At 65.6% G+C, this 20,676-nt stretch carries 22 protein-coding genes and 1 pseudogene; 13 read left to right on the top strand and 10 right to left on the bottom strand.

The annotated features are described in order from the left end of the window. Nucleotides 1-17 precede the first annotated feature (17 nt). Nucleotides 18-1,298: a hypothetical protein gene (locus ACQPY4_RS03855; RefSeq protein WP_433332455.1), complete on the bottom strand. Its 1,281-nt coding sequence runs from the start codon at nt 1,296-1,298 to the stop codon at nt 18-20. 210 nt (nt 1,299-1,508) lie between these two features. Here ACQPY4_RS03855 and ACQPY4_RS03850 point away from each other — a divergent pair, with 210 nt between their 5' ends. The 10 genes from ACQPY4_RS03850 (at nt 1,509) to ACQPY4_RS03805 (ending at nt 8,109) form a co-directional block, all read left to right on the top strand. Further along, a complete protein-coding gene (locus ACQPY4_RS03850; protein WP_433332453.1) occupies nt 1,509-1,976 on the top strand; it encodes an ATP-binding protein in 468 nt (155 codons plus the stop codon). Between the two features lie 91 nt (nt 1,977-2,067). Next, nucleotides 2,068-2,787 carry a hypothetical protein gene (locus ACQPY4_RS03845; protein ID WP_433332451.1) on the top strand — a complete coding sequence of 240 codons (720 nt, stop codon included), beginning with the start codon at nt 2,068-2,070 and terminating at the stop codon, nt 2,785-2,787. A gap of 159 nt (nt 2,788-2,946) precedes the next feature. Then, entirely contained in the window at nt 2,947-3,255 is a 309-nt protein-coding gene (locus tag ACQPY4_RS03840; protein ID WP_433332449.1) for a hypothetical protein, read from the top strand. Nucleotides 3,256-3,432: 177 nt separating this feature from the next. Further along, nucleotides 3,433-3,786 (top strand): hypothetical protein, encoded by a 354-nt coding sequence (locus ACQPY4_RS03835; RefSeq protein ID WP_433332447.1) that lies wholly within the window; start codon nt 3,433-3,435, stop codon nt 3,784-3,786. Next, a complete protein-coding gene (locus ACQPY4_RS03830) occupies nt 3,783-4,130 on the top strand; it encodes a hypothetical protein (RefSeq protein WP_433332446.1) in 348 nt (115 codons plus the stop codon). Before ACQPY4_RS03835 ends, ACQPY4_RS03830 begins: the two co-directional genes overlap by 4 nt. 458 nt (nt 4,131-4,588) lie before the next feature. Then, nucleotides 4,589-5,095 (top strand): HAD family hydrolase, encoded by a 507-nt coding sequence (locus tag ACQPY4_RS03825; RefSeq protein ID WP_433332444.1) that lies wholly within the window; start codon nt 4,589-4,591, stop codon nt 5,093-5,095. A gap of 5 nt (nt 5,096-5,100) precedes the next feature. Continuing rightward, entirely contained in the window at nt 5,101-5,961 is an 861-nt protein-coding gene (locus tag ACQPY4_RS03820) for an endonuclease/exonuclease/phosphatase family protein (RefSeq protein WP_433332442.1), read from the top strand. Then, on the top strand, nt 5,958-6,317 hold the full coding sequence (locus tag ACQPY4_RS03815) for a hypothetical protein (RefSeq protein ID WP_433332440.1): 360 nt from the start codon (nt 5,958-5,960) through the stop codon (nt 6,315-6,317). The genes ACQPY4_RS03820 and ACQPY4_RS03815 overlap by 4 nt, the downstream gene beginning before the upstream one ends. 115 nt (nt 6,318-6,432) lie before the next feature. Next, complete coding sequence (locus tag ACQPY4_RS03810; protein ID WP_433332438.1) at nt 6,433-7,287, top strand: radical SAM protein; 855 nt, start codon at nt 6,433-6,435, stop codon at nt 7,285-7,287. Nucleotides 7,288-7,302: 15 nt separating this feature from the next. Beyond that, entirely contained in the window at nt 7,303-8,109 is an 807-nt protein-coding gene (locus ACQPY4_RS03805) for a protein kinase (RefSeq protein ID WP_433332436.1), read from the top strand. A 65-nt stretch (nt 8,110-8,174) separates the two neighbouring features. Here ACQPY4_RS03805 and ACQPY4_RS03800 read toward each other — a convergent pair whose 3' ends face one another. Together ACQPY4_RS03800 and ACQPY4_RS03795 are read right to left on the bottom strand one after the other, a co-directional pair. Next, on the bottom strand, nt 8,175-8,357 hold the full coding sequence (locus tag ACQPY4_RS03800) for a hypothetical protein (protein WP_433332434.1): 183 nt from the start codon (nt 8,355-8,357) through the stop codon (nt 8,175-8,177). Between the two features lie 2,240 nt (nt 8,358-10,597). Then, complete coding sequence (locus tag ACQPY4_RS03795) at nt 10,598-11,056, bottom strand: MarR family winged helix-turn-helix transcriptional regulator (protein WP_433332432.1); 459 nt, start codon at nt 11,054-11,056, stop codon at nt 10,598-10,600. Between the two features lie 79 nt (nt 11,057-11,135). Between ACQPY4_RS03795 and ACQPY4_RS03790 the strand changes: the two genes are divergently transcribed. Further along, complete coding sequence (locus tag ACQPY4_RS03790) at nt 11,136-11,564, top strand: hypothetical protein (protein WP_433332430.1); 429 nt, start codon at nt 11,136-11,138, stop codon at nt 11,562-11,564. A gap of 378 nt (nt 11,565-11,942) precedes the next feature. Here ACQPY4_RS03790 and ACQPY4_RS03785 read toward each other — a convergent pair whose 3' ends face one another. Together ACQPY4_RS03785 and ACQPY4_RS03780 are read right to left on the bottom strand one after the other, a co-directional pair. Continuing rightward, nucleotides 11,943-12,677, bottom strand: coding sequence for a class I SAM-dependent methyltransferase (locus tag ACQPY4_RS03785; protein WP_433332428.1), 735 nt, complete (start codon nt 12,675-12,677; stop codon nt 11,943-11,945). Nucleotides 12,678-12,996: 319 nt separating this feature from the next. Continuing rightward, a pseudogene (locus tag ACQPY4_RS03780) lies at nt 12,997-13,298 on the bottom strand (IS481 family transposase); the annotation flags it as partial. A gap of 304 nt (nt 13,299-13,602) precedes the next feature. Between ACQPY4_RS03780 and ACQPY4_RS03775 the strand changes: the two are divergent. Continuing rightward, the gene (locus ACQPY4_RS03775; RefSeq protein ID WP_433332426.1) at nt 13,603-14,424 is read left to right on the top strand and encodes a hypothetical protein; all 822 of its coding nucleotides are present in this window, start codon (nt 13,603-13,605) and stop codon (nt 14,422-14,424) included. A 45-nt stretch (nt 14,425-14,469) separates the two neighbouring features. Here ACQPY4_RS03775 and ACQPY4_RS03770 read toward each other — a convergent pair whose 3' ends face one another. Further along, a complete protein-coding gene (locus ACQPY4_RS03770; protein WP_433332424.1) occupies nt 14,470-15,129 on the bottom strand; it encodes a pentapeptide repeat-containing protein in 660 nt (219 codons plus the stop codon). A 51-nt stretch (nt 15,130-15,180) separates the two neighbouring features. Between ACQPY4_RS03770 and ppk2 the strand changes: the two genes are divergently transcribed. Then, nucleotides 15,181-16,203, top strand: coding sequence for a polyphosphate kinase 2 (gene ppk2 / locus ACQPY4_RS03765; protein ID WP_433332422.1), 1,023 nt, complete (start codon nt 15,181-15,183; stop codon nt 16,201-16,203). A 424-nt stretch (nt 16,204-16,627) separates the two neighbouring features. On the opposite strand, the gene ACQPY4_RS03760 is transcribed toward ppk2, so the two are convergent. The 4 genes from ACQPY4_RS03760 to ACQPY4_RS03745 form a co-directional block, all read right to left on the bottom strand. Continuing rightward, a complete protein-coding gene (locus tag ACQPY4_RS03760; protein WP_433332420.1) occupies nt 16,628-18,142 on the bottom strand; it encodes an alpha/beta fold hydrolase in 1,515 nt (504 codons plus the stop codon). Between the two features lie 188 nt (nt 18,143-18,330). Next, nucleotides 18,331-18,651: an STAS domain-containing protein gene (locus tag ACQPY4_RS03755; protein ID WP_433332418.1), complete on the bottom strand. Its 321-nt coding sequence runs from the start codon at nt 18,649-18,651 to the stop codon at nt 18,331-18,333. 236 nt (nt 18,652-18,887) lie between these two features. Then, nucleotides 18,888-19,592 (bottom strand): GAF and ANTAR domain-containing protein, encoded by a 705-nt coding sequence (locus ACQPY4_RS03750; protein ID WP_433338790.1) that lies wholly within the window; start codon nt 19,590-19,592, stop codon nt 18,888-18,890. Nucleotides 19,593-19,677: 85 nt separating this feature from the next. Further along, nucleotides 19,678-20,454 (bottom strand): ANTAR domain-containing protein, encoded by a 777-nt coding sequence (locus ACQPY4_RS03745; protein WP_433332416.1) that lies wholly within the window; start codon nt 20,452-20,454, stop codon nt 19,678-19,680. Between the last annotated feature and the right edge of the window lie 222 nt (nt 20,455-20,676).

Raw genomic sequence — 20,676 nt, 5'->3', positions numbered from 1 at the left:
GTACGACGGTGTAGCTGTCATCCTTCGGCCTCCGCGTCATTGATTTCATCGAGGAATCTCTTCGTCCTCGGTTCGTTTCTTGGGAGGCGACGGGTGAACTTCCCCAGCTCATCAGCTATCCGCCCGGACTCGACCCCTCGGAGAGCGTGAACGGCTGCTCGTCCGGTGGCCAGGGCCTTGTCCAGGTCGCCTTCAGTGAGCTGAGCGCAGGCAATCACGGTCAGAGCAAAGGCGCGATCTCGGCTATACCTGGCCCCGTCGACGTCTATCCAGCGCAGAAGGTGAGTCTCGGTCGATCCCGTCCTCTTGACCTCGACCATCGCCATATTCGCCTCGATGGTCTCGCTCGGCCGCCTCATCCAGTAGATCCAGTCCGGATCCCGGTGTGGATCACGGCGGTCCCAGTACTCGTCCGCGCGGCCCAGAGTTCGCGTCGCGGCCTCGGGTTCCTGAAGCACGGCGTGGGAGCGCACTTGCCAGGCATCAAGCATCGCGTGAACGGCTCGGGAGCCGTCGTGGCCGATGATCTTCCTAGCGCCATCGAGAGCGTCGATGGCGGACTTGCCGTCGCGTGCGAAGTTGAACTGCAAGGCCATGTTCGAGAGAAGGTAAGCCGCTTCATCTGGCGTCTTGCCCTGGTGCGCCGCCCGGAGCCCTGCTCGCCAGTACCGCTCGGCCGCCGCGTGGCGGTCTGCATCGAACATGCCCCAACCCGCGGACCGACAAAGCCCAGCAGCCAGGGTGTAGAGCTGGGTCTCAACGGATTCAGAATGAGAGCCCCGCTTGAGCATGTCCGTCACCAGGCGCAGATCGGCGTTGGCAAGCTCCGCACAGCGGTAGCCCCCGATCACGTCGTCGAGCGTCCACAGCTCGACCAAGCGGCGCTTGATGGCTTTCAGTACCTCGGCGTCGACCCGGCCGCCCTGCACGGCATCGGCGATTTTCTCTTGCGGAGCAAGCCTCCAAGGCTCGGCCCATGCTGGCGCCACGTGGGCTAGCGCGGCAGCCCCTGTCAGGGTGAGGAAACCTCGTCGGTCCGTGTAAGCGCTCAATGCTCCCACCAAGGTGGTCCGGGCCGACTCAGCAGTCCACGGCAGATCAAGGTACGGGTCGCTTCCCGTTGCCATGCACAGCCAGCCCGGCCAGGGATGTTGATCGACTATAGACCGAGGTATACCCAGGTTTTGGGCGAGAGCGTACTGTGCGTCGATCTCGGGCCGCACTCCTCGCCGCTCCCACCGGTTGACCTTCTGCTTCCACGCAGCCATGTTCCGGCCACCGGCGATCATCTCGGCCACCTGGAGCTGAGTCCATCCACGTTGGGCGCGGATATAGGTCAACGGGTGAGCAACGAGATCACCAGGAGGCATTTGGAGTGCTCCGATTCTGACGGACGGGGCTACCCGAGGCTACTTCGTTTGTGTTGCCCGCCACAGAGGTAGCGGGCTTTTCTATGAATGCCGCGTACGGCACCACACAGACACCCACAGCGCGCCCGAGGACAGGCGATGACACCGATGACGATGGAAGCCAGAAGACTCGTGCTTCGCAGCGCCTACCCGGCTGCCCCCTCGGCCGTGGGCATCGCTCGTCGGCACGCTGAACGCCGACTCGAAGACTGGGGCGTGTCCTCGGCCCTGATCGAGGACATCGGTCTAGTGATCTCCGAACTGGTGACCAACTCCGTCGAGGCCAGAGTCAGCGAGTTTCGACTGGTACTCGCCGAGGACGTCCCTGGCTCGATCACCGTTGAGGTGTGGGACCCCTCATCGGAGATGCCGCAGGACAGTACGCCGCGCCTCGATGACGTTGAGGGTCGGGGGCTAGTGATCGTTAGGGCCCTCGCCTGCCACTTCGGCGTCCAGCGGGATTCGCAAGGGAAGACGGTCTACGCCGTGATCGCCCCGAAAGACCCCGCCCGGCCGATAGTTCCGGCGACGCCACGATTCCCGCTGTCGGCCGGGCGGCCCGTTTAACCAGATCATCAGCGGAAGGTCAGCCATTTGGCCGCGATCACCGCTGAACAGCAGCGTCTGAATTCAACACGAGAGCGAGGATCGCATACCCGTGGAGGCACAGGCTGATGCGCCGCTGGTGAACAAGGCGGCCGAAGCGCAACGTCAAGCCCAGCAAGGCGACCTTGACGTGATCAAGGCTCTGGGGCTCAAGGAGGAGCAGGTTGCTCTCGTGAGCGACCTCCTACCTCAGCTCAGCGTGGCTCACGACCTCTTCCAGAGACGCTTGTTGAACCTGACCGCGACGCTGGCGGCCCAGGATGGCCACTCCTCTCTGGCTGCCTTGGACAGCTGCGGCGTCAACCGGTACGTAGCACGGGCCCTGATGGAACTCACCGATCGTGAGGGCGGAGGGCGTCGTCGCCCAGGAGCGCAACTCCGTGACGGAGATGGCGGCAACATCAGCCAGGCTACGGGCCGCCCCTGGCGCAAGCAGATCGGTCAACTGTCCGAAGTCTTCGGCTTCGAAGACGACGCATGGATCACGGCCCGCTTCGCCGTGAAGTTGACGGGTCTTTCGGGGTCCGCACTGAATCGCTGGGAGGAGGCGGGAATCATCTCCTGCCTCCAAGAGAGACCCAGGTCGGTGCGCTGGTATCTGCGCGGGGAACTGACCTTGATCGCTGGCGATGGAAGCCCGCCAAACCTGCGCGAGGTGCGGCAGCTGGTTGAACGGGCCCGCGAAGAGGCCGCGCGAATGTCCTCACCAGCCCTCGCAAGGCCCCAGCGGTCCCAGCCGCCCAGAGCAGGAGGGCACGGATTCCGGCCGTAGCCGACAACCCTCTCCGAGCCCCCCTCGGACCGCCAGGCACAACTCCCCCGCGCGGGCCTTGTTCCGGGGTCCTGCCGGACCAGAACGGACACCAGCACCGGACACAGTCCAGGCCGCTTTAAAACTCGTCACCCCACACGATGGGAAAGGTAGCAACGCGTGACCCAAGACGACTACTTCCGCAAAGAGATCGGTGAACTGGCCCTCACGCACAAGATCGAAGACGGAACCTGGATAGCGGTTCGCGACGCTGTGATCTTGGCGGGCATCTCGTCGACCCAATTGCGGAATTGGGCGAAACACGGCGTTATTTCTTGTTTCCAGGCGGCGCCGGAGGAGCCTCGCAAGTACGTGCAAGAAGAACTGGCCCTCATAGCAGAGCTGCGAAAGAGCCAGGGCGGGGCCCCGCCTCACCTCTTCCAGATACGGCGGCTGATAGCCACGCGCAAGGCGCAGGCCGAGGACTGATCCCACATGGCGCGGCATCCCACCTACCTCTGGCTTAGCGGAATCGCCCGCTACACCGGTCTCAGAGCCCTCCAGACTGCCGGGCGAGGCTGGCCCCCCGCGGGGCCTCGCCCGGCCCCGGAGCCCCTCTTGGAGCCGGAAGAAACGGGACGAGAAATCCAGTCATGAGGAGTGAATATGGGAGTAGATGAATGGCTCGGAGGGTCCCCCATCTCCGACATCGGTCGGGCTGATGATCCCAATATCCGGCTAGAGGTGCTGGAAGGGGTGCTGAAGCTCCATGGGTACGCGCCTGTGCTTAGGAGGGGCGACGGGACCAACAAGTACCTCGCGGTCAATGAGCATTCGTGTGAGCCGGCGGAGCCATACAGAGTGTTCTGCCGGCCCCGCGCCTCGGAGGGCGAGGACCTGTGGTTTTACGAGGATCACGGGAAGGCGTTCGCAGCCGCCCATGACCTTGCCGGAGCGCTGAAGCACATCAAACAGCACGTACCGGTGCCCCAGACCGCAGGCGAAGGAGGCGGCGCATGAGCTTCCAGCCGGACTATCCGCACCGTGTGGTGCGGGAGCTGGCCCTGTACGACCGGCTTCAGCACCTCTGGGCACTTCAGCGGATTCTGAGGAAGACGGAGACGCTTCACGGGCATCTGGGCGACTGCAACGGTAAGCGGGTCCTGATCGTCCGGCCTCGGGGAGTAGTGCGGCCGTGGACGAACATCGGCATACGGCCAGACGGCGACGAACTCGCGTACACGTGGGAGCCCGGCGGCACGCTGGCGAACGTCCCAGCGGACGGGTCGGTGATCGGGCCCGTATCAGATGTGGGAGGCGTCTACGAAGTAATCGACCGCGTGTTCAGGGAGCGTCAGAAATGACCCAGCCCGCCCTGCCATCCAGAGCAACTTCCTGGGATGCCCTGGACGCCCTGCATTTCGCGATTCGGCGCAGAGCGCCCCAGCTATGCGCCTACGTGATTCCCCTGCCGGAGGACTGGCTATCTGTCATCGACTCGCCAGGCCAGCGAGTTCTCTTCGTCACCTATAGATCTCATGGTCCTTGGCCAATTATCTGGGACCCGAAGATCTCCATGTACACCTGGGCGTACGGAAAACTCGCAGGCTCGGCGATCGGAACGCTCAGACGAGTGGAAACAGCAGCGGACCAGGTCGCGCACGACCTGGGAGCGCCCCACACCAGGGCCACTCCTCCCGATCTGCCAAACCACCAGGATCCCTAACGCACAGGTGGCTGCGCCAAGGCGACTCCAAGGCCGTAGCAGCTCTCACCTCAACCTCTCAGCCGCCTCCGGGCCTACTGAGCCCGGAGGCCCCCTATGACCATCCAGAAAGTGAGTAGGGCTATGCGTACGCGGGCAATGGCTTTCGATTTTGGCGGAACTATCTCCGGCCGCAGAGTGGATCACATCCTCGGCCAAAAACCAGTCGACCCGGATGCGGCGCGTGCGTTGCATGAACTGGCCAGACTCGACATGCGCCTGGTCCTGGCCAGCAACACGCTGCCCGGGGAATCTCGTTGGCCGGCGCTTCAAGAGGCGGGTGTGGAGGAGCTTTTCACAGCGGCGTTGCTCTCACACGCGTTGGGCGCGGCCAAGCCTGAGTCCATTTTTTATCAACTGGTCATTACGGCCGCCCAGTGTGAGCCATCCGAAATACTTTTCGTGGGCGACAACATGTCCCACGACGTTATCGCGCCCCTATCGCACGGTATGCGGGCAGCCCTGGTCCGTCCCCATGGACTTAAACCCACAGAGACCCTCCCCACAGGCGTCCCCTGCATTCGCCACGTCAAGGAACTTCCCTCGCTGCTGGAGATGTCGTGATTGCCATGGACGCCGATGCGTTCCATCGGAATGACTGTCAAAGTCTGGCGGTCGTCTCGTGGAACTTGGACCATGGTGGTCGTGACGGGGACCTTCGCCAGGACTACACGCGACTGTGGAAACAGGTAGACGCACTCAGCGAATTCGACGCCGACCTAGTCGCGTTGCAAGAAGCCAAATGGGGCGAGCACTCCAACCGAGTGCTTAATGAGGTTTCTCACCGGCTGGGCATGACTGTTCGGTTCCTCATCCCCTCGCGTTCCCATGGCAGCCACTTGGCCATGTTCGTTCGGGAACGGCCCGGTCTGCGGGTCGTGCAAGAACGCCATGCCCAGGTGCCCTACTGGCACGCCCAAGGACACTTGGAGTTGGCCATCGGCAAAGGCTCTCTGCGCTTCGTCAATATCCACTGCGCCCCGTCCTCATCAACCCTGCGTTTGATCGAGGCCGAGAGCATTGAACTCCTGAAGGACCAGCCCGTTATCGCGGCCGGAGACTTCAACGCCACCCCAGTCGGCCACGGCACCTCTACACCGGCCCACCATAAATCCGACGATCGCCCGGCGCGGGTTCTCCATGCCGCTGGATTCGTCGATGTCGCCAACTATCTCGGCGTCGACACCCCGACCGTGGTCGACCAGGAGCAGAGCGGCGAATTCGCTTACCGCTGCGACCGCATCCTGTCCACGCTCCCGCCGCACATGTACGACTCCGCCACGGTCGAGGAACCCGACGACCCGCCACTGTCTAACCACCGAATGATCACTGCAATATTCCATATCCACCCCGACTTCCTCTGGCAACCTCACCAAGAGATGCGGCGGCCTGAGGGCCTGAATTCCAGCGGTCTGGCGGTGCGTCCATGACAGAGAAGCCCCCGATCTTCTCATCAGAGCAGATGAATCCACTGCTTCGCGGGGAACGATTCGCCGACGACTGGCCAAACGCCGTAGCTGCATGTCAAGAGATCATTAACCATCCAGATCCTTCACTCGATGCGGTCATGAAGGTCATCGCCGACCTGCGGCGCCTCCTGGACGACCTAGAGGCGATCAGGAACGACGGGGAATGGTGGTTCCGCTGCCCTGACCACGTCTACGACAAGATGGACGACGGCGACCTGTACGACGACACTGACGACGAGCCGGACGATGCCCAAGACACCGGGAAGGTCGGGCCAGGCGAAACGTGGGCCGGCGGTTGTGCTGATCAAGGCCCCTGACCAGGCCCCAGAGCAGAGTAAAAGAGCTCCGGGCGCTTCCGATCTTCTTCGAGGCGCTCAGACGTCCCCGCGGTAGCGGGGCGACCAGTCACACCCCAATCCCTAGGAGGATCACGTGACTGTCACCCAGGAGATGATGGCTCCAGTCGAGAAGACTCTCTGGCTGGACCTGACTCGAAAGTGCCAGCTCAACTGCTCGCACTGCTTCAACGAATCGGGCCCCGAAGGCACGCACGGCACCATGACCCGCGACGATTGGCTCAACGCTCTGAGTCAAGCCGCAGACTGCGGCTTCCGTATCATCCGGTTTATCGGCGGCGAGCCGACAATGCACCCCAACGCCCCCGAGCTGGTGCGCCACGCCATCAGTCTTGGCCTGAGGGCCGAGGTCTACAGCAACCTGGTCCACGTGACCGCCGAGTGGTGGGAGCTGTTCCAATGTGAGGGCGTGTCCCTCGCGACGTCCTACTACTCCGACGACGCCAGCGAACACAACGCCCTCACCGGTCGCCCTAGCCACCGCCATACGCGCGCCAACATCGAAAAGGCCGTCCAGCTCGGCATCCCCGTCCGCGCGGGCATAGTGGCCGCAAGCCAAGACCAGCGCGTCGACGAGGCCAGGGGGGATCTGGAAGCCCTTGGAGTGTTCAACCACCAACTCGACCGCGTTCGCGCCTTCGGACGGGGAGCCAACGGTCGGACTCCCGACGTCGCCGAACTCTGTAGCCGGTGCGGCAACGGCAAGGCAGCCATCGGTCCGGACGGCAACGTCTCCCCGTGCGTCTTCTCCCTGCCCTGGATGGAAGTCGGAAACGTCCATGAGACTCCCTTGGCCGATATCCTCAACGGCACCGCCATGGCGGAGGCCAACGCATCCATCCGCGCCGTGACCGTGCGGTCGGACGGCTGCGATCCCGACGAAGAGTGCTCACCGGGAAGCCCCGGTAGTGGATGCGGCCCCAGGAACTGAGGGACGAAAGATCTCATGACACACGACCTTCCCGGATCTGAGTTCAGAGCACTGATCCACCCGCACACCGGCGACCAGACGAACATTCGAAACGCTGCTCACGGGCTCGGCGCAGACATCGCCGTCCTCGCCGAGGGTGAACACGGGCTCTTCTTCGTCAAAGCCGTGCCCAACCGTGCCGGCGGACGACGCGAGTCCCTGATCCGGGAAGGTCTGATCAACCCCTACGTCGTCCCGCTCTCCCCTGCTGTGCAGTGGCAGGCCCAGGACGACACATGGGTTGCCCTGGGGTTCGAGGCCATCGATGCGCGAGCGGCAGATTTGGGGCCGGCTTCCCAAGACCTCCCCGCGGTCATCGATGCTCTCAACCAGATCGCAGCCATCCCACTGCCCGAGATCGCACAGGACTGGCTGGAGACCCGCTGGGACCGATTCGCCACAGGCGAGGCGGACACCAAGCACTTTCGGGGCAACTCACTGCTATACACAGACATCCAGCCCCACAATCTACTCGTCAGCGACGAGGGCGTCCGAGCGGTCGACTGGGGGTGGCCCACCCGAGGCGCGGCGTTCATCGACCCCGCGTGCCTGGTCGTACAACTGATCGCAGCAGGGCACAGCCCCGAATCCGCCGAATCATGGGCCGCGAGATGCACTCCATGGGCAGGCGCTGACCCGAACGCAGTTGACGCATTCGCCGCCGCGAATCTACGCATGTACCGACGATTCGCCGAACGTCGCCCGGCCGAGACGTGGCTCAAGGCCATGGCAACGGCTAGTCAGGAGTGGGCCGCTCATCGGGGTATCACCGTCATGGGCTAGCCGCCACTAGCCCAGAATCTAAGGAAGCCCTGATTGACCAATCGGGGCTTCCGTCGCCGAGTTGGTTACAGGGTCAGGTCACCGTGTACGTCCCCGTTGATCTGAACCACACGCGCCGCTCGCCCACTGAAGATGTTCACTCCCCCCGCGCGCGACTGCATGATCTGGGTCAGATCCTCGACCTCGCCCGCAGCGATATTCGCTGTCGGCTCGCCGTCCTCACGTCCGTCACGCTGATCGTCATCCATGACGCGATCCTGACATTCGGAAAATGCGACAGTCCAGGCTTGGAGCAATGTTTCGGGCGTGTCAGACCCGAGATGGTTTCTAACCGACGAAAGCTAGCCAGGCTCCGCGAAGCCATGCAAGGTCTGATCAGGGCGCCACGCTTGGCCCCGAGGGAAGAAAGAAGTTCTCGGACGAAGAGCAGCCCCCGGCCAGAGCCGGGGGCTGCGTGTCGTCATGCCGCCTGTAGCTGGCGGAACTCAGCCAGGACATCTCGGGCCCAGCGGTCGGTCCGGCGGAACTCAGCCGCGAGTTCCGATGCCGAGGGGAGGGCATCTTCCGGAAGCTTCCGCAGGAGCGCTAGCGCTTCCGCCTTGGCGGAGGAAGTCTTCCGGGGCCTGGCCGGCTTCCGGGCTTCCGGAAGGGCAGCAGGCTCAGGTTCCCTGGCTTCCACTGGAGCCGGAAGGACGTCCGGCGCGGAAGGCAGATCTCGCGCTTCCGGCTTAGGAGGTTGATCCTCTTCCGCTGGTAGGGCAGTTAGAGATGAGATCGACATGGCGACGTGCAGCATGAGTGCCGCCACCAAGTTGGGCACTGCTGTTACTACCAAGGTCACCAGCAGGGGTGCACTCCCAGGGTGAAGGACGTGCCAGGTGGACGAGAGGCCGTAGCTCAGCCCGATGGACATCAGGACGCCCGTTGCGGCAGATCGCCGTGCGGGTCCCGGCGGCGCGGAGAAGTAGACGGTCGTGGATACCAGCTCACAGACGATGACTGCGACTGGCAAGAGCCATGCGACGCCGCCCCTCCATCCCACTGCCTCACCAAGGGCACGTTGAGGCTCGTAGCTAAGGGCCGCCACAGCGACCAGTGAGACCGGGACGCCAAGGACGATGGCGGCACGTGCCGGTCGAGAGAGAGAATGCTGTGGTTGAGACATCGGGTTGGTGCTCTCCTGGAGATGCCCAGGCGGACGCATCGCCGCAGGTAGATGGCCGACGTGGAGGGGGAGGCAGCTCCCCTCGATCCCCATCGAATCCCCACCGAGGGGGTCTAATGGGGCTCCAATGTGCTCCAAAGGACCTAAGGCCCCTGGTTCTCATAACCCGCCATCTACCTGGGCATACACCCTCCTTCGGGCCTAGATCGGATTGGCCTCCAAGAGACCGAGACCCCCAAGGTTTAATCCGTAGGTTGTGGGTTCGAGTCCCACGCGACCCACCCACCTGACCAGCCAAAACACGAGTCCGCCCCGTTCCGTCCCGTGCCGGTTGCGTCCTAGTTCGCCCCCGCGTTCGCTCAATGTTCGCTCGACGGCCCGAACCAGGACACCAGCGACCCCACCCACCGCCGAACCCGCCGCCCTTGCCGACCAGTTCGAGATGGTTTGCTGGGACGGACGGCTGTGTGGGCGCCGATCACGATTTCCCTTGGACCGGGCTCTGTCGTCCCCGGCCGCCCTGATGGAGGCCGCCGGGGACATGCGTGGTCAGGTCCCAAGGAGGATGGCAGCTGCGTCTTCAGCGGATTGGCGTGCGACCTGTGGGAGCAGACTGGTGTAGATGTCGGCGGCGATGGTGATCGAGGACAGCCGCAAAGTCTCCTGGACGACCTTCATGTCGTAGCCCGCTGCGAGTAGGAAGTTGGCGGCGCGCCGGGTTCGGGGGTGGACGGCAAAGCGTTGGGGCACGGGCTTCCCGCGCGGTGGCTGCGGCTGCCGAGCTGCATCCGGCGGCTTCGCAGGCGGCGCGGGACGCGGTGTGGGCGCAGCTGGTGACCAACGCGTGTCGCGGCGGCCCGGCCTGGGTCCTGGCCTGCACCGGCTTGGCACTGCCCGGTGTCAAGGCGGCCATCGGTCGGCTGCGCCGCCTGGAGACCGACCCGGCCCGGGGTACCGAGCGGATCGCAGGCGATGCGCTCTCGGCGTTCTGCCCTGACACTGCAGACCAACGAGCTGGATCGTCCCTGGATCGCCAAGCGGCTTCTCCGGCAGGCGTTCCGCGCCGTAGAAAACGCCTGGCGCACCCCGGTCAAGACCGTCCCGGTCGAACTAGCGGAGCTGGCACCGGCGGCGGACCCCGCCTCCGTCGGGCACCCTGAGCTGGTTTTGGCGGAGGGGGTCCGGCACGGCGTCATCTCGCGACCAAGGTCCTCTTGGTGGCTCCACGATCTTCAAGTTCGTCGGGGTCGCGACGGGCGCCGGGTTGGGTGTGGATGGCCAGACGCGGAGTGAGGCCGAGTGGGCCGAGCGGTTCGTGTGTCGTCAGGGGCGTTCGCAGGTGGGGTCATGCGCCTCGTAGAGGCGGAGGAGCAACGTGTTGAGCTGATGCTGTTCGGCGGCGTTCAGTGGTGACAGGAACTCGGCCTGGGCTTTTGCCAGTCGCGCGATCGCCTCGTCGGCAACCCGGGTGCCGTCACCTGTCAGGGTAATCAGGTACTTGCGGCGGTCAGTGGGGTCGCGCTCGCGTCGCGCGTAGCCGAGTCGTTCGAGCTTGTCCACTACGGCGACCATCGTTGTTCGGTCCAAACCGGTCAGTGACCCGAGCTCGCGCTGGGAGAGTGTGCGGCCGTGGGCCGAGCTCAGTGCGCGCAGTTCCCGGCCAGTGAGACCCCAGGTGTCGAGCACGTCCCCGATCAGAGTGCGGACCGTGTCGCCGAGGCGTGGCAACAGGTGGCTGGTCGATGAATCGACCAGCCGGGCGACTGCCGATGGTTCGGACATGAGCTTCAACGTACTCCATTTGGCTGATCATCAGTTATGCTGACCGTCAGTTCTACTGATGAAATTGGGAGTGTGCGCCATGACCTCTGTGACTTCCCGCGAGACCCTTCTCCGCGCGGCCCTCGTCATGATGGGCCTGCTGACCAGCCTGCCCGCGCTGGCCCTGGCCAGTGCGTCGGTGTTGGAAACGACCTACGGCGTCAACGATCCCGAGCCGATGACGCTGGCGCTGCTGCGCCACCGGGGGATGCTGCAGCTGCTGCTCGGAGCGGCTCTGATCTGGGCGGCCTTCTTCACTCCGGCCCGGAAGGCCGCCGCGATCGCGGCCGTGACGGGTAAATCCACCTTCCTTCTGCTGATCCTTCCGGACCCAGCCCTGCGCGCCGAACTGACACCCTTCAGCACCGTGGTCGACCTCACCTGCATCGTCGCACTGACGGTGCTGGTCCTCTTGCAAGACCAGCTCAGGGCAACCTGGCGGGGCCTGCGTCGTACGAACGCCCGATAGATCGACCCCCGTTTTCCAACGGACCACACCGGGCGTCGGGTACGTCGTTTAGGAAGTGCGAGGTCTACTTCGCCGCCGTGATACACCGCATCCCACCGGTCCTGCCCGCCGACACATGCACACAACTCGGACCACGCCGCCGCCATGACCACAAGCCCACGGCACCGTCCCATCTGAACACCATCCCCCCAACAGCCAGCACTCAAGATCAACGATCACCGCGCGGGGTTGCGGAACAGGCACTAAGCCCACAGCAGCCCAGCATCGGGGTCTCCTGACGCGCAAGGACGGCCTCTCGCAAGGGGGAAAACCGAGGATGCTCGTCGCACGCCAGGGAGCCAGGGAGCCATGGGGCCTGGATCGTGCCGGTAGGTGTGTTCAGGGGGTGGCTGGTTTGCGGGCGGTGAGCAGGCGGGTCGGGACCCACGGACTGCCCCACCACGCACGCCAGCCGAGGCCGCGCACGTGGACGTCCTGGGCGTTCAGCCGGGCCAGCACCGCAGCGTACTCGCGTGGGGTTCGCGCCAGGTCGGCGATCAGCAGGCGGCCGCCCGGCCGCAGCACCCGGTACGCCTCGGCGATCGCCTGGGCACGGGCGTCCGCGCCGAAGATGGTGTGCACCGTCAGGCTGGACACGACCAGGTCGAAGCTTGCCTCCGCGTACGGGAGTCTGCGCAGATCACCCCCTTGCACGTGGACGCGGTCGGCGACGCCTTCGGCGCGGGCGTTGCGCAGAGTCGCCGCCGGGGAGTTGCCGGACTGGTCCCGTCCGCGCCACAGGTCCACGCCGACCGCCCGGCCCTGCGGGAGGTGCCGGGCGGCGGCCAACAGGACGGCGCCGCGTCCGCAACCGAGGTCGAGCAGCCGTTCGTCGCCACGCAGGTCCAACTCGTCCAGCACGTCCTGCCAGACCAGGAACTTACCGCGCAGCGTGGCGTGCAGGCTCAGGGTCAGGCATCCCGCCAGCAGGGTGCCGGAGACCAGCGCGGGCAACGCGGCGGCCAGATCGACGGTGACCACCATCACCAGCCCGGTCACCCAGAACCCCAGCACGACCAGACCCACGAAGCCGAACCCGTATGGGGCATCCATCCCGTACCGCGCGCCAGGCATCCCGCCACTCTGCCACGAACCGGCAGCGCGGGGCCTGGCGTCAAGCTGTCCGAACTGGGTGCCCGGGCCCCGGACGGCCCACCTCGTGCAGCTCACCGTGCGGGCTCGGCGGGTCAGGTACGACCCGCGGCGTCCTGTGTGGCGTTGAGGCGGTCACGGATGCGCTAGTACTCGCCCTCGGCCAGGGCCGGTTGGAAATGGCCAGCGCGATCGTCTGCGCGGGATGCCCGGCGGTGTCCCCTGGGTGTCCACGATCCCGCATCGCTAGGTGTGCTCGGCCATGATCTTGGTGTCAGTCAGGTGATGGAGGGTTGGCCGTCCAGGGCTGAGGGTGGCCGAGGGCTTGGGTGCGTTGGTGGATGCTGGTGCAGGGTTGGCGGTAGGCCCGTTCGATGGCCAGGGTGCGGTTGAGGCGTTCGGCTTTGCCGTTTTGCCAGGGGCAGTGTGGGCAAGTGAAATTTTGGCGGGCGCCCAGGGTGGCGAAGGCTTGCTGGAAGGCGCGGCGGACGCGATAGTCGCGGGCGTTGTTGATCCATCACCCGGTGGATGCGCGTGATGCCGCAGGCGGCGAAGTAGGCGGCGGCGCGGGGTGAGGAGCGCGGCGCAGGCGACGCCGGATTCTCCTCGATCAGCCCCTGACGCTGCTGGGCTCGGTGGTGGGACGAGTTCGACCTGGAATAGCCGTGAGCCGTTGGAAAGGATCTTGAGCATCCCGCCTGGGCAGTAGCTGGCGGCGTAAGGCTGAGGAATAGCCTGTCGGGCAGCGTGGGCGCGTGGACGGTAGCCCCTGTCAGATTCGTGAGCTGCGGTGCGCTGTCGGAGTGGGCATCCTCTCGGTATGGGCGAGCCGAGAGGATGAGGCCTATGTCATCGGCTGGTGCGGCGTGGTCGTTCGGACGGCCGAGTGAACCGGGAGACGTCTGTCATGCCTTACGAGATCAGAATCTTCTGCGTCTCTGATCGGCTGAGCGCTACAGAGATCCTCGAACGAGTTCTCGGCCATGCCGCCGACCAAGGGGCCCCGCTGTGGGCGCGAGACAAAGATTTCATGGGCGACCGCTATGCTTCGGCCCAGGTCGTCCAGGCCGGTCGGGAACGTTTTGGTTCCCTTCACCTTCAGGTCTTCGGCTCGTCCCAGCTCTATTCCTGGAGCACTATCCAGGAATATGGAGCTCACAAGATCAAACCGGGGGTAACACCGGATGCCTACGCCCTGTTGACACTCCCGCCGGGAGAGACTGACTGGGGGGCGGTGGCATCGATATGGGATTCCTTCAGGTCACTGTGGTCGGTCATCGCCCACGACGACGGGTCGGGCTTCGACGTGGATCTCGACGGCCTGCAAGGCGAAGACGAGTCGACAACGCCGACGCACGTCGAGGACGAATTGGACGTTCTCGCGAAGAACGCGAGCAACACCGTAGAGGGCCTTATTCTCCAGGGTCAGAGGCCACCGTTCGTTGTAGCACTCACCCTCGACAGGGAGGGCAACCTCTCCCGCCCCCAGCGGTTCGACCATCCTGAGCAGAGAATGGATGGCGTCATCGAGAAATACCGGGCTGGATGCGGCGGGTTGCGCGGGGTGGCCGTGTCGCTGGTCAGCGAGGATAAGGTTGAAACACACGTGGAGCACATGTCGGGGCATGCGATGCACAATGCGTCCCGGTATCTGCTGCGCGGCCGGACCAGGCGAAAGGTCGTGTGGCTGGGGCCCGAGACCCGAACCGTCGCGGCGCGGTTGTGGTGACAGCACGACCAGCTCCCACTCCCCGCCCACGACATATTTTCGGGGCTAGGTCTCGATGGTTATTCCTAGGGCTGTGGTCAGGGCGTTGAGGAGGCTCATGGCGTCGGCGCTGGAGACTGTGGCGCCGTTGAAGCTGGTGATGCCTTGGACGCCGTTGAGGTCGCAGCCGGTGAAGTGGACGGCGGTCATCGAGACGTTGCTGAACTGGGTGGCGACGAGCTTGCAGCGCTCGAAGCGGACGTTGTGGAGTTCGGCCTGCTGGAAGTTGGCCTCGGAGAGGTTGCAGGCCTGGAAGACGACGTCCCGCAGGCGGGAGAAGCGGAAGCTGGCCAGGTCGATGCGGCAGCCGTCGAACACGACGTCCCGGAAGCCGCCTTCGGGCATGTGGAGGCCGGTCATGCGGCAGTTGGTGAGGGTGGCGTTGAAGATTCTGGAATTGAACAGGCGGCCGTTGGCGAGGTCGCAGCCTTGCAGGACGACGTCGGCGAACCCGGCTCGATGGATGGTGATGCCGGGGAAGCGGGTCTGATTGAAGCGGCAGCGTTCGAAGTCGATGTCCTCGACGTTGTTGCCGGTGACCGTTGCCTGGCCGTACTCCAGGGACAGGTATTTGCCGTCATGCACCAGGTCGGTGTCGGTGGGGGTGGCTGGGGTTAGGGCGGGTGGGAGCTTCGGCTCCTTGGCGGTCGCCGAACGTTTGTGCACGCGTCGACCTTAGGTGGGGTGAGCGGCTCTGGGTGGGGGAGAATGCGGCTCATGGGGAAGGTCAAGCGGCTACCGCGTGAAATCTATGAGCGTGAGCTCGCCCGCCTGCAGGCGGAGCTGGTCACGTTGCAGGAGTGGGTCCGGGCCGAAGGGGTCCGGATCGCCGTGGTGTTCGAGGGCCGGGACGCGGCGGGGAAGGGCAGCGCGATCAAGCGGGTGACCGAGCACCTCAACCCTCGCGTGGCGCGGATCGCGGCGCTGCCGGCGCCGACCGAGCGCGAGCGCACCCAGTGGTACTTCCAGCGGTATGTCGAGCATCTGCCCGCCGCCGGGGAGATCGTGTTGTTCGATCGGTCCTGGTACAACCGGGCGGGCGTCGAGCGGGTGATGGGGTTCTGTACCAAGCACGAGTACACCCGCTTTTTGCACCAGTGCCCCATCTTCGAACGGCTGCTGGTGGAGGACGGCCTGCTCTTGCGCAAGTACTGGTTCTCGGTCAGCGATGCGGAGCAGGACCGGCGCTTCCGTAAGCGGCTGGACGACCCGATGCGGCGCTGGAAGCTGTCACCGATGGACCTGGAGTCCGTCACTCGGTGGGAGGACTACTCGCGCGCCAAGGACGAGATGTTCCTGCACACCGATCTTGAGGACACGCCGTGGCACGTGGTGGATGGTGACGACAAGAGGCGGGCGAGGATCAACATGATCGCGCACCTGCTGTCCAGCATTCCCTATCGGGAGGTGGAGCGGCCGGCGCTGGAGCTTCCAGCGCGGCCGGCCCCGAAGGGGTACGAGCGTCCGCCACGCGATATGCAGACGTACGTGCCCGATCACTCCGCGACTTTGGTGCCACGACTAGAAGGATCTGCGGATCTCGTTCGAGGTGATGGTGAAGGTGCCGACGGTCGGGTCCGTGACCTGCACTCTGGCGAACACCTCGTCCTCGCCGATGGGGTCTTCGTTCAGGGCGGCGCAGGGGACGATGAACTGGACGAAGTAGTCCCCGATGGGGTCGGTGCTGAACCCGGCTCGCTCGACCAGCGCGTCTTCGTGCACGGGGTCGTGGCCGCGTAGACGGACGACGAGGTTCTCGGGGACGTTTTCCCCGATGTCGGCGTGTCCGGTCACCGTGACCACGCATTTGAGCGAGTCGGGGATGTTGTGGATGGTGAGGGTGGCGGTGTTCGCCGCGGCGCTCGCGGAGCCGGTCATGGGCGCTAGCAGCGCGATCGACAGGGCGGCGGTCGCTAGCAGTTTGTGTGGGTGGTTCATTGTGTCTCTCCTTTACGGCGGGACGGGTTTCTGCCAGTTCTGCGCAGCTTGCCGGTCCGTGCTTGGAAAGCGCTGGGCGGTCCCTCCAATTCCTTTGCCATTGGTTGCCAAGGACGCCGGCTCATTCTTGTGGCGAGGACGAACACGTTTCACGGCTGGGAAGTCCGGCGCCGCTACGCGCTGAGTTGTTTGCGCACACGGGGGCGGGCGCCGGACTGCCCGGCGGTCACGTATTCCGAAGGGAGTCGAGGGCGGCCTGGACGATGGAGTCCGGGTCGCCTCGCCATGGCAGGTGGTCCTTGCCGTCCAGGGCCATGAATGAGGCGCCGGGGATGCGGCGTGCCATGTCCTGGCCGAGTTCGAACGGGATGGCCCGGTCTTCGCGGCGATGCAGGACGAGCGTCGGGGCGTCGATGGCGCCGAGGCGGTCGCGGACGTCGTAGCCGTACACCATGCGCAGGGAGGTCTCCGCGATGGCCGGTGTCGTGGACGTCCGCATGAACGTGGCGTATTCGTCGCGTTCTTCGGTTCTTCCGTCGGGGACGAAGATGTCGGCGAGCAGCCTGGAGCCGACGCCCGCGTGGGCGCCGACGATCGAGAGCAGGGACTCGCGTGCCTTGGGTTCGGTGATCTGCGCCCCGTTGGCGTAGCTGCCGTACAGCACGAGCCGCTCGACTCGGTCCGGGCACTTCGCCGCATAACCCGCGGCGACACAGCCTCCGGACGAGCCGCCGAGCAGGGCCACCCGATCGCCGGGGCGGGCGACGTCGTCCACGATGGCCGCCAGGACGGCGATGTCGTCGTCCAGCTCGGTGCTGGGCAGGGCATCCCGGTCCGAGAGGCCGGTGCCGGGAGAGTCGTAGCGCACCACGGTGAAGTGCTCGGCGAACGCGGTGACATAGCGGCGGAAGGCCGGGTTGCGCCAGTCCAGCTCCAGGTGGCTGCAGAACCAGCCGCCGGTTATCAGGAGGGGGCCCGATCCGATGGCGGACCATGCCGCGCGGCGGCCCTTCACGGCGGTGAAGCGCACCCGCTGCTCGGTCAAGGGAGTGCCTCGGGCGGCGTCGCGGCGCGGCCACTCGACGCTGGACGTCTCGGTCCCGGCCAGGATCTGCTGGTGCAGCTCTTGCAGCGAGGGCGAGGGTTCGACGCCCAGTTGTTCCACGAGGGTTTCGCGGAGTTGCCGGTAAGCGGCCAGCGCGTCGCCCTGGCGTCCGGCTCGTGCCAGCGCGGTCATCAGCAGCGCCCAGAAACGTTCGCGCAGAGGGTGGAGGCGGACGTGGGTTCGCAGCTCGCCGACGATGCCGGTGTGCCGTCCGAGCCGCAGATCGGCCTCGACGCGTTCCTCAAGTACGGCGAGCCTTCGCTCCTCCAGGCGCAGGGCTTCCACCCGGCAGGCGTCCAGCAAGATCCCGTCGAGTGCGGGGCCGCGCCAGAGTGCCAGAGCCTGCGTCAGCAGGGCGGACCGTTCCTGTAGTGCGTCGCCGTGGAGTGCGTGGGCGGCGGCGGTCAGGTGCTCGAACCGATCCTGGTCGAGCTCGCCCGGCGGTACCTCCAGCAGATAGCCGGGGGCGCGTGTGACCAGCGTCCGGCGCTCGCCGGGCAGGGCCCGGCGCAGGCGCGCGACGCATCCCTGCAACAGCTCGCGCGCCGCGGAAGGAGCATGATCCGCCCAGAGATGCTCGATCAGCCGATCGGTGGAGACCACCCGGTTGGCGTGCAGCAGGAGGATTGCCAGCAATGCCTGCTGTTGTGGTCCGCCGACTGCGACTCGCGCTCCGTTGTCCACCACTTCGAGCGGCCCGAGAATCCGAAAGCGCATGAGTCCCCCAACCAAAGCGCCTGCCCAAATTCGAGCTTATCGGCGAAAAGCAGAAATGCCGGTGCGTTGGCTGAATGCGGTCTGGGCGGGACGACCCGAATTGGGGTTCAGATTGCGAAGTGGTTGGTCAGGCCGGTGATTGTGAGGAGGCGGGTGATGACGGGGGCGGGGGCGGCCAGTTTCAGGCGTCCTCCCGTGCGGGTGGCGTGGTGGTCGGCGCGCAGGAGGGCCGCGAGGCCGCTGGCGTCCATGAAGGTCACCCCGCTCAGGTCGACGACCAGGTCTTTTCCGTCCTGGGTGAGCGCGGCGGACAGGTAGGCGCCCAGGGCGGAGGCCGTGCTGATGTCGATGTCGCCGGTCACCCAGACGACGTGGTGGTCGCCCACACGGTCGGTGATGAACTGCAGGTCGCTCTGGTCGAGGTCCACGGCTGCTCTCCCGCCTCGATGCGGGAGAGATCCAGGGACGCCTGGGCCCCTTCCACATCTGGGATGCGCGCTGGCGATTCGGACGCCGCCAGGGTCTGGGGCAGCAGGATGAGGGCCAGGGCCGCATAGGGCGATGCGGACCTTCGTGACCCGAAAATCCAAGGCTGTACGGATCGAAGCCTAGTGGATGCGGATGGTGATCAAAGGGGAGTTCGTGAACGGGAATGTGGTCGGGGTCATGGGCGTGGGTGGACGTTGTCGAGCAGGTCGGCCACCTCCGGGTCCTGGAGGGAGACGGCGCGTGCGACCTCCGACAGGTTGCGGCGCTGGGCACGGGCGTAGGAGCGCAGCGCGGCGAACGCCTCGTCCTGGCCGATCCCTCCGCGTTCGGACAGCACACCCTTGGCCTGCTCGATCACCACACGGCTGTTCAGCGCGCCGTGGAGCTGTTCGATGACGATCTCCTGGCGGACGAAGGCCCGCTCGTGGACGATCCCGATCGTGGCCACGTCCGCGAGGGCCTGGGCGGCCTGCGCTATGTCGATGTCGAGTTCGCCGGGCCGGACGCGGAACAGGTCCATCGCGCCCAGGCTGTGCTCACGCAGCCGCATCGGGACGGTCGTGACGGCCGAGAAGCCCGCGGTGCGGGCGGCGGCTCCGAACCTGGGCCAGGGCAGGGGCTCAGCCGTCAGATCCGGGCACGACACCATGACCCCAGCCTGGTAGCAGTCGAGGCAGGGGCCTTCTTCGTCCTGCAACTGGAACAGCTCCAGCAGTCGGATCTGCTCGGTGGACGCCGCCACCAGCGAGGGGACTCCGTCGGCGTCGACGAGGAAGATCCCGGCTCCGTCCACCTCCAGGAGTTCGACACAGCGCTCGGTCAGCATCTGCAGGAACTCGATCACGTCGAATCCGGCCACCAAGGTGTCCGCCAGATTCACGAACAAGCGGCTCATCCTTTGTTCCAACACCCGTCACACCTCCAGGCATAGGGCACGTTGGGGAGTTTGTCGCCGGGAGAAGATCTCATCGGTCCCCCGTTCCCAGACCGCGGTGCTCCTCGCCGTCGGGGGTGAACCTCAGCGTGCGGTCCACCACCCGGTGGGCCGCCTCGCGAAGGGTGATCTCGTGGCTGTAGGCGTAGGCCCGCAGGCGGGCGAGCGCCTCGGGAAGGCCGCTGTTGATCTGCACCGAGATGATGCCGGTGGCCTGGTGCACCTCCGGCCATCGCTCCACCAGCTCGTCCGCGTCCCGCACCGGTGTGCCGTCGTTCGGAAGCCTCAGACGCAGCAGGGTGGCCGGTACCAGGGCCGCCTGGGCGAACAGCAACCCGTCTGCCACCGGCTCGCCCGCCGGCAACCACTCTCGCCAGTGGACCTCGAGGACCCCCACGGCGATGGCCCCCAGCATCAGCGGGAACGCGAACACCGCCGCGACGCCCAGTTCGGTGGCCTGGGGAGCGAACAGCGGCCAGCGTCGCTGGATCCCCGTGGCGTCCAGGGCGGGCACGAGCACGGACCTGTCCTGGCCGATCGCCTCCACCCCAGGGCCCTCTCCGACCATGACCTGCAGGTCCGTCAACGCTTCGGCCCGCGCGCCGGTTCCGTAGATCGGCTCGTATGCCGCCACCGTGCCCATCAACGACACCGACGCCCCGTCGGCCCCGGTCATCCGTACACATGCCAGACACACATCGGCCACCGACGGAGCCCTGCCCTCAGCCAGGGCGGCGATCGCCGCTCGCACCCGGATGACGCGCGCCCGGTCCATCGCCACCTCACCGGCTACGAGCCCACAGATCATGCGACCGACAAATCCTGCCGACCTCTGCGGTGCCTTGAACCCTACCGCAATCAAGCATTAACAGACCGCGCGCCAAGTCGCACAACGCGGCCCTTCTTGAGAGGGATATCCAACCGCAACACCGGTTTAGGAGCGCCTAAACCAGGCCGCCATCCCCGGTGAATTTTCTACCCTCACACAGGGCAACGCAACTGCCTGCACACATGGCCAATTCAGGAAAAA

The organism is Spirillospora sp. CA-294931 (genome assembly GCF_050946795.1).
Classification (GTDB): domain Bacteria; phylum Actinomycetota; class Actinomycetes; order Streptosporangiales; family Streptosporangiaceae; genus Spirillospora.
Note: the sequence above shows the minus strand (reverse complement) of the source record. Positions and strands in the feature narration are given on the sequence as shown.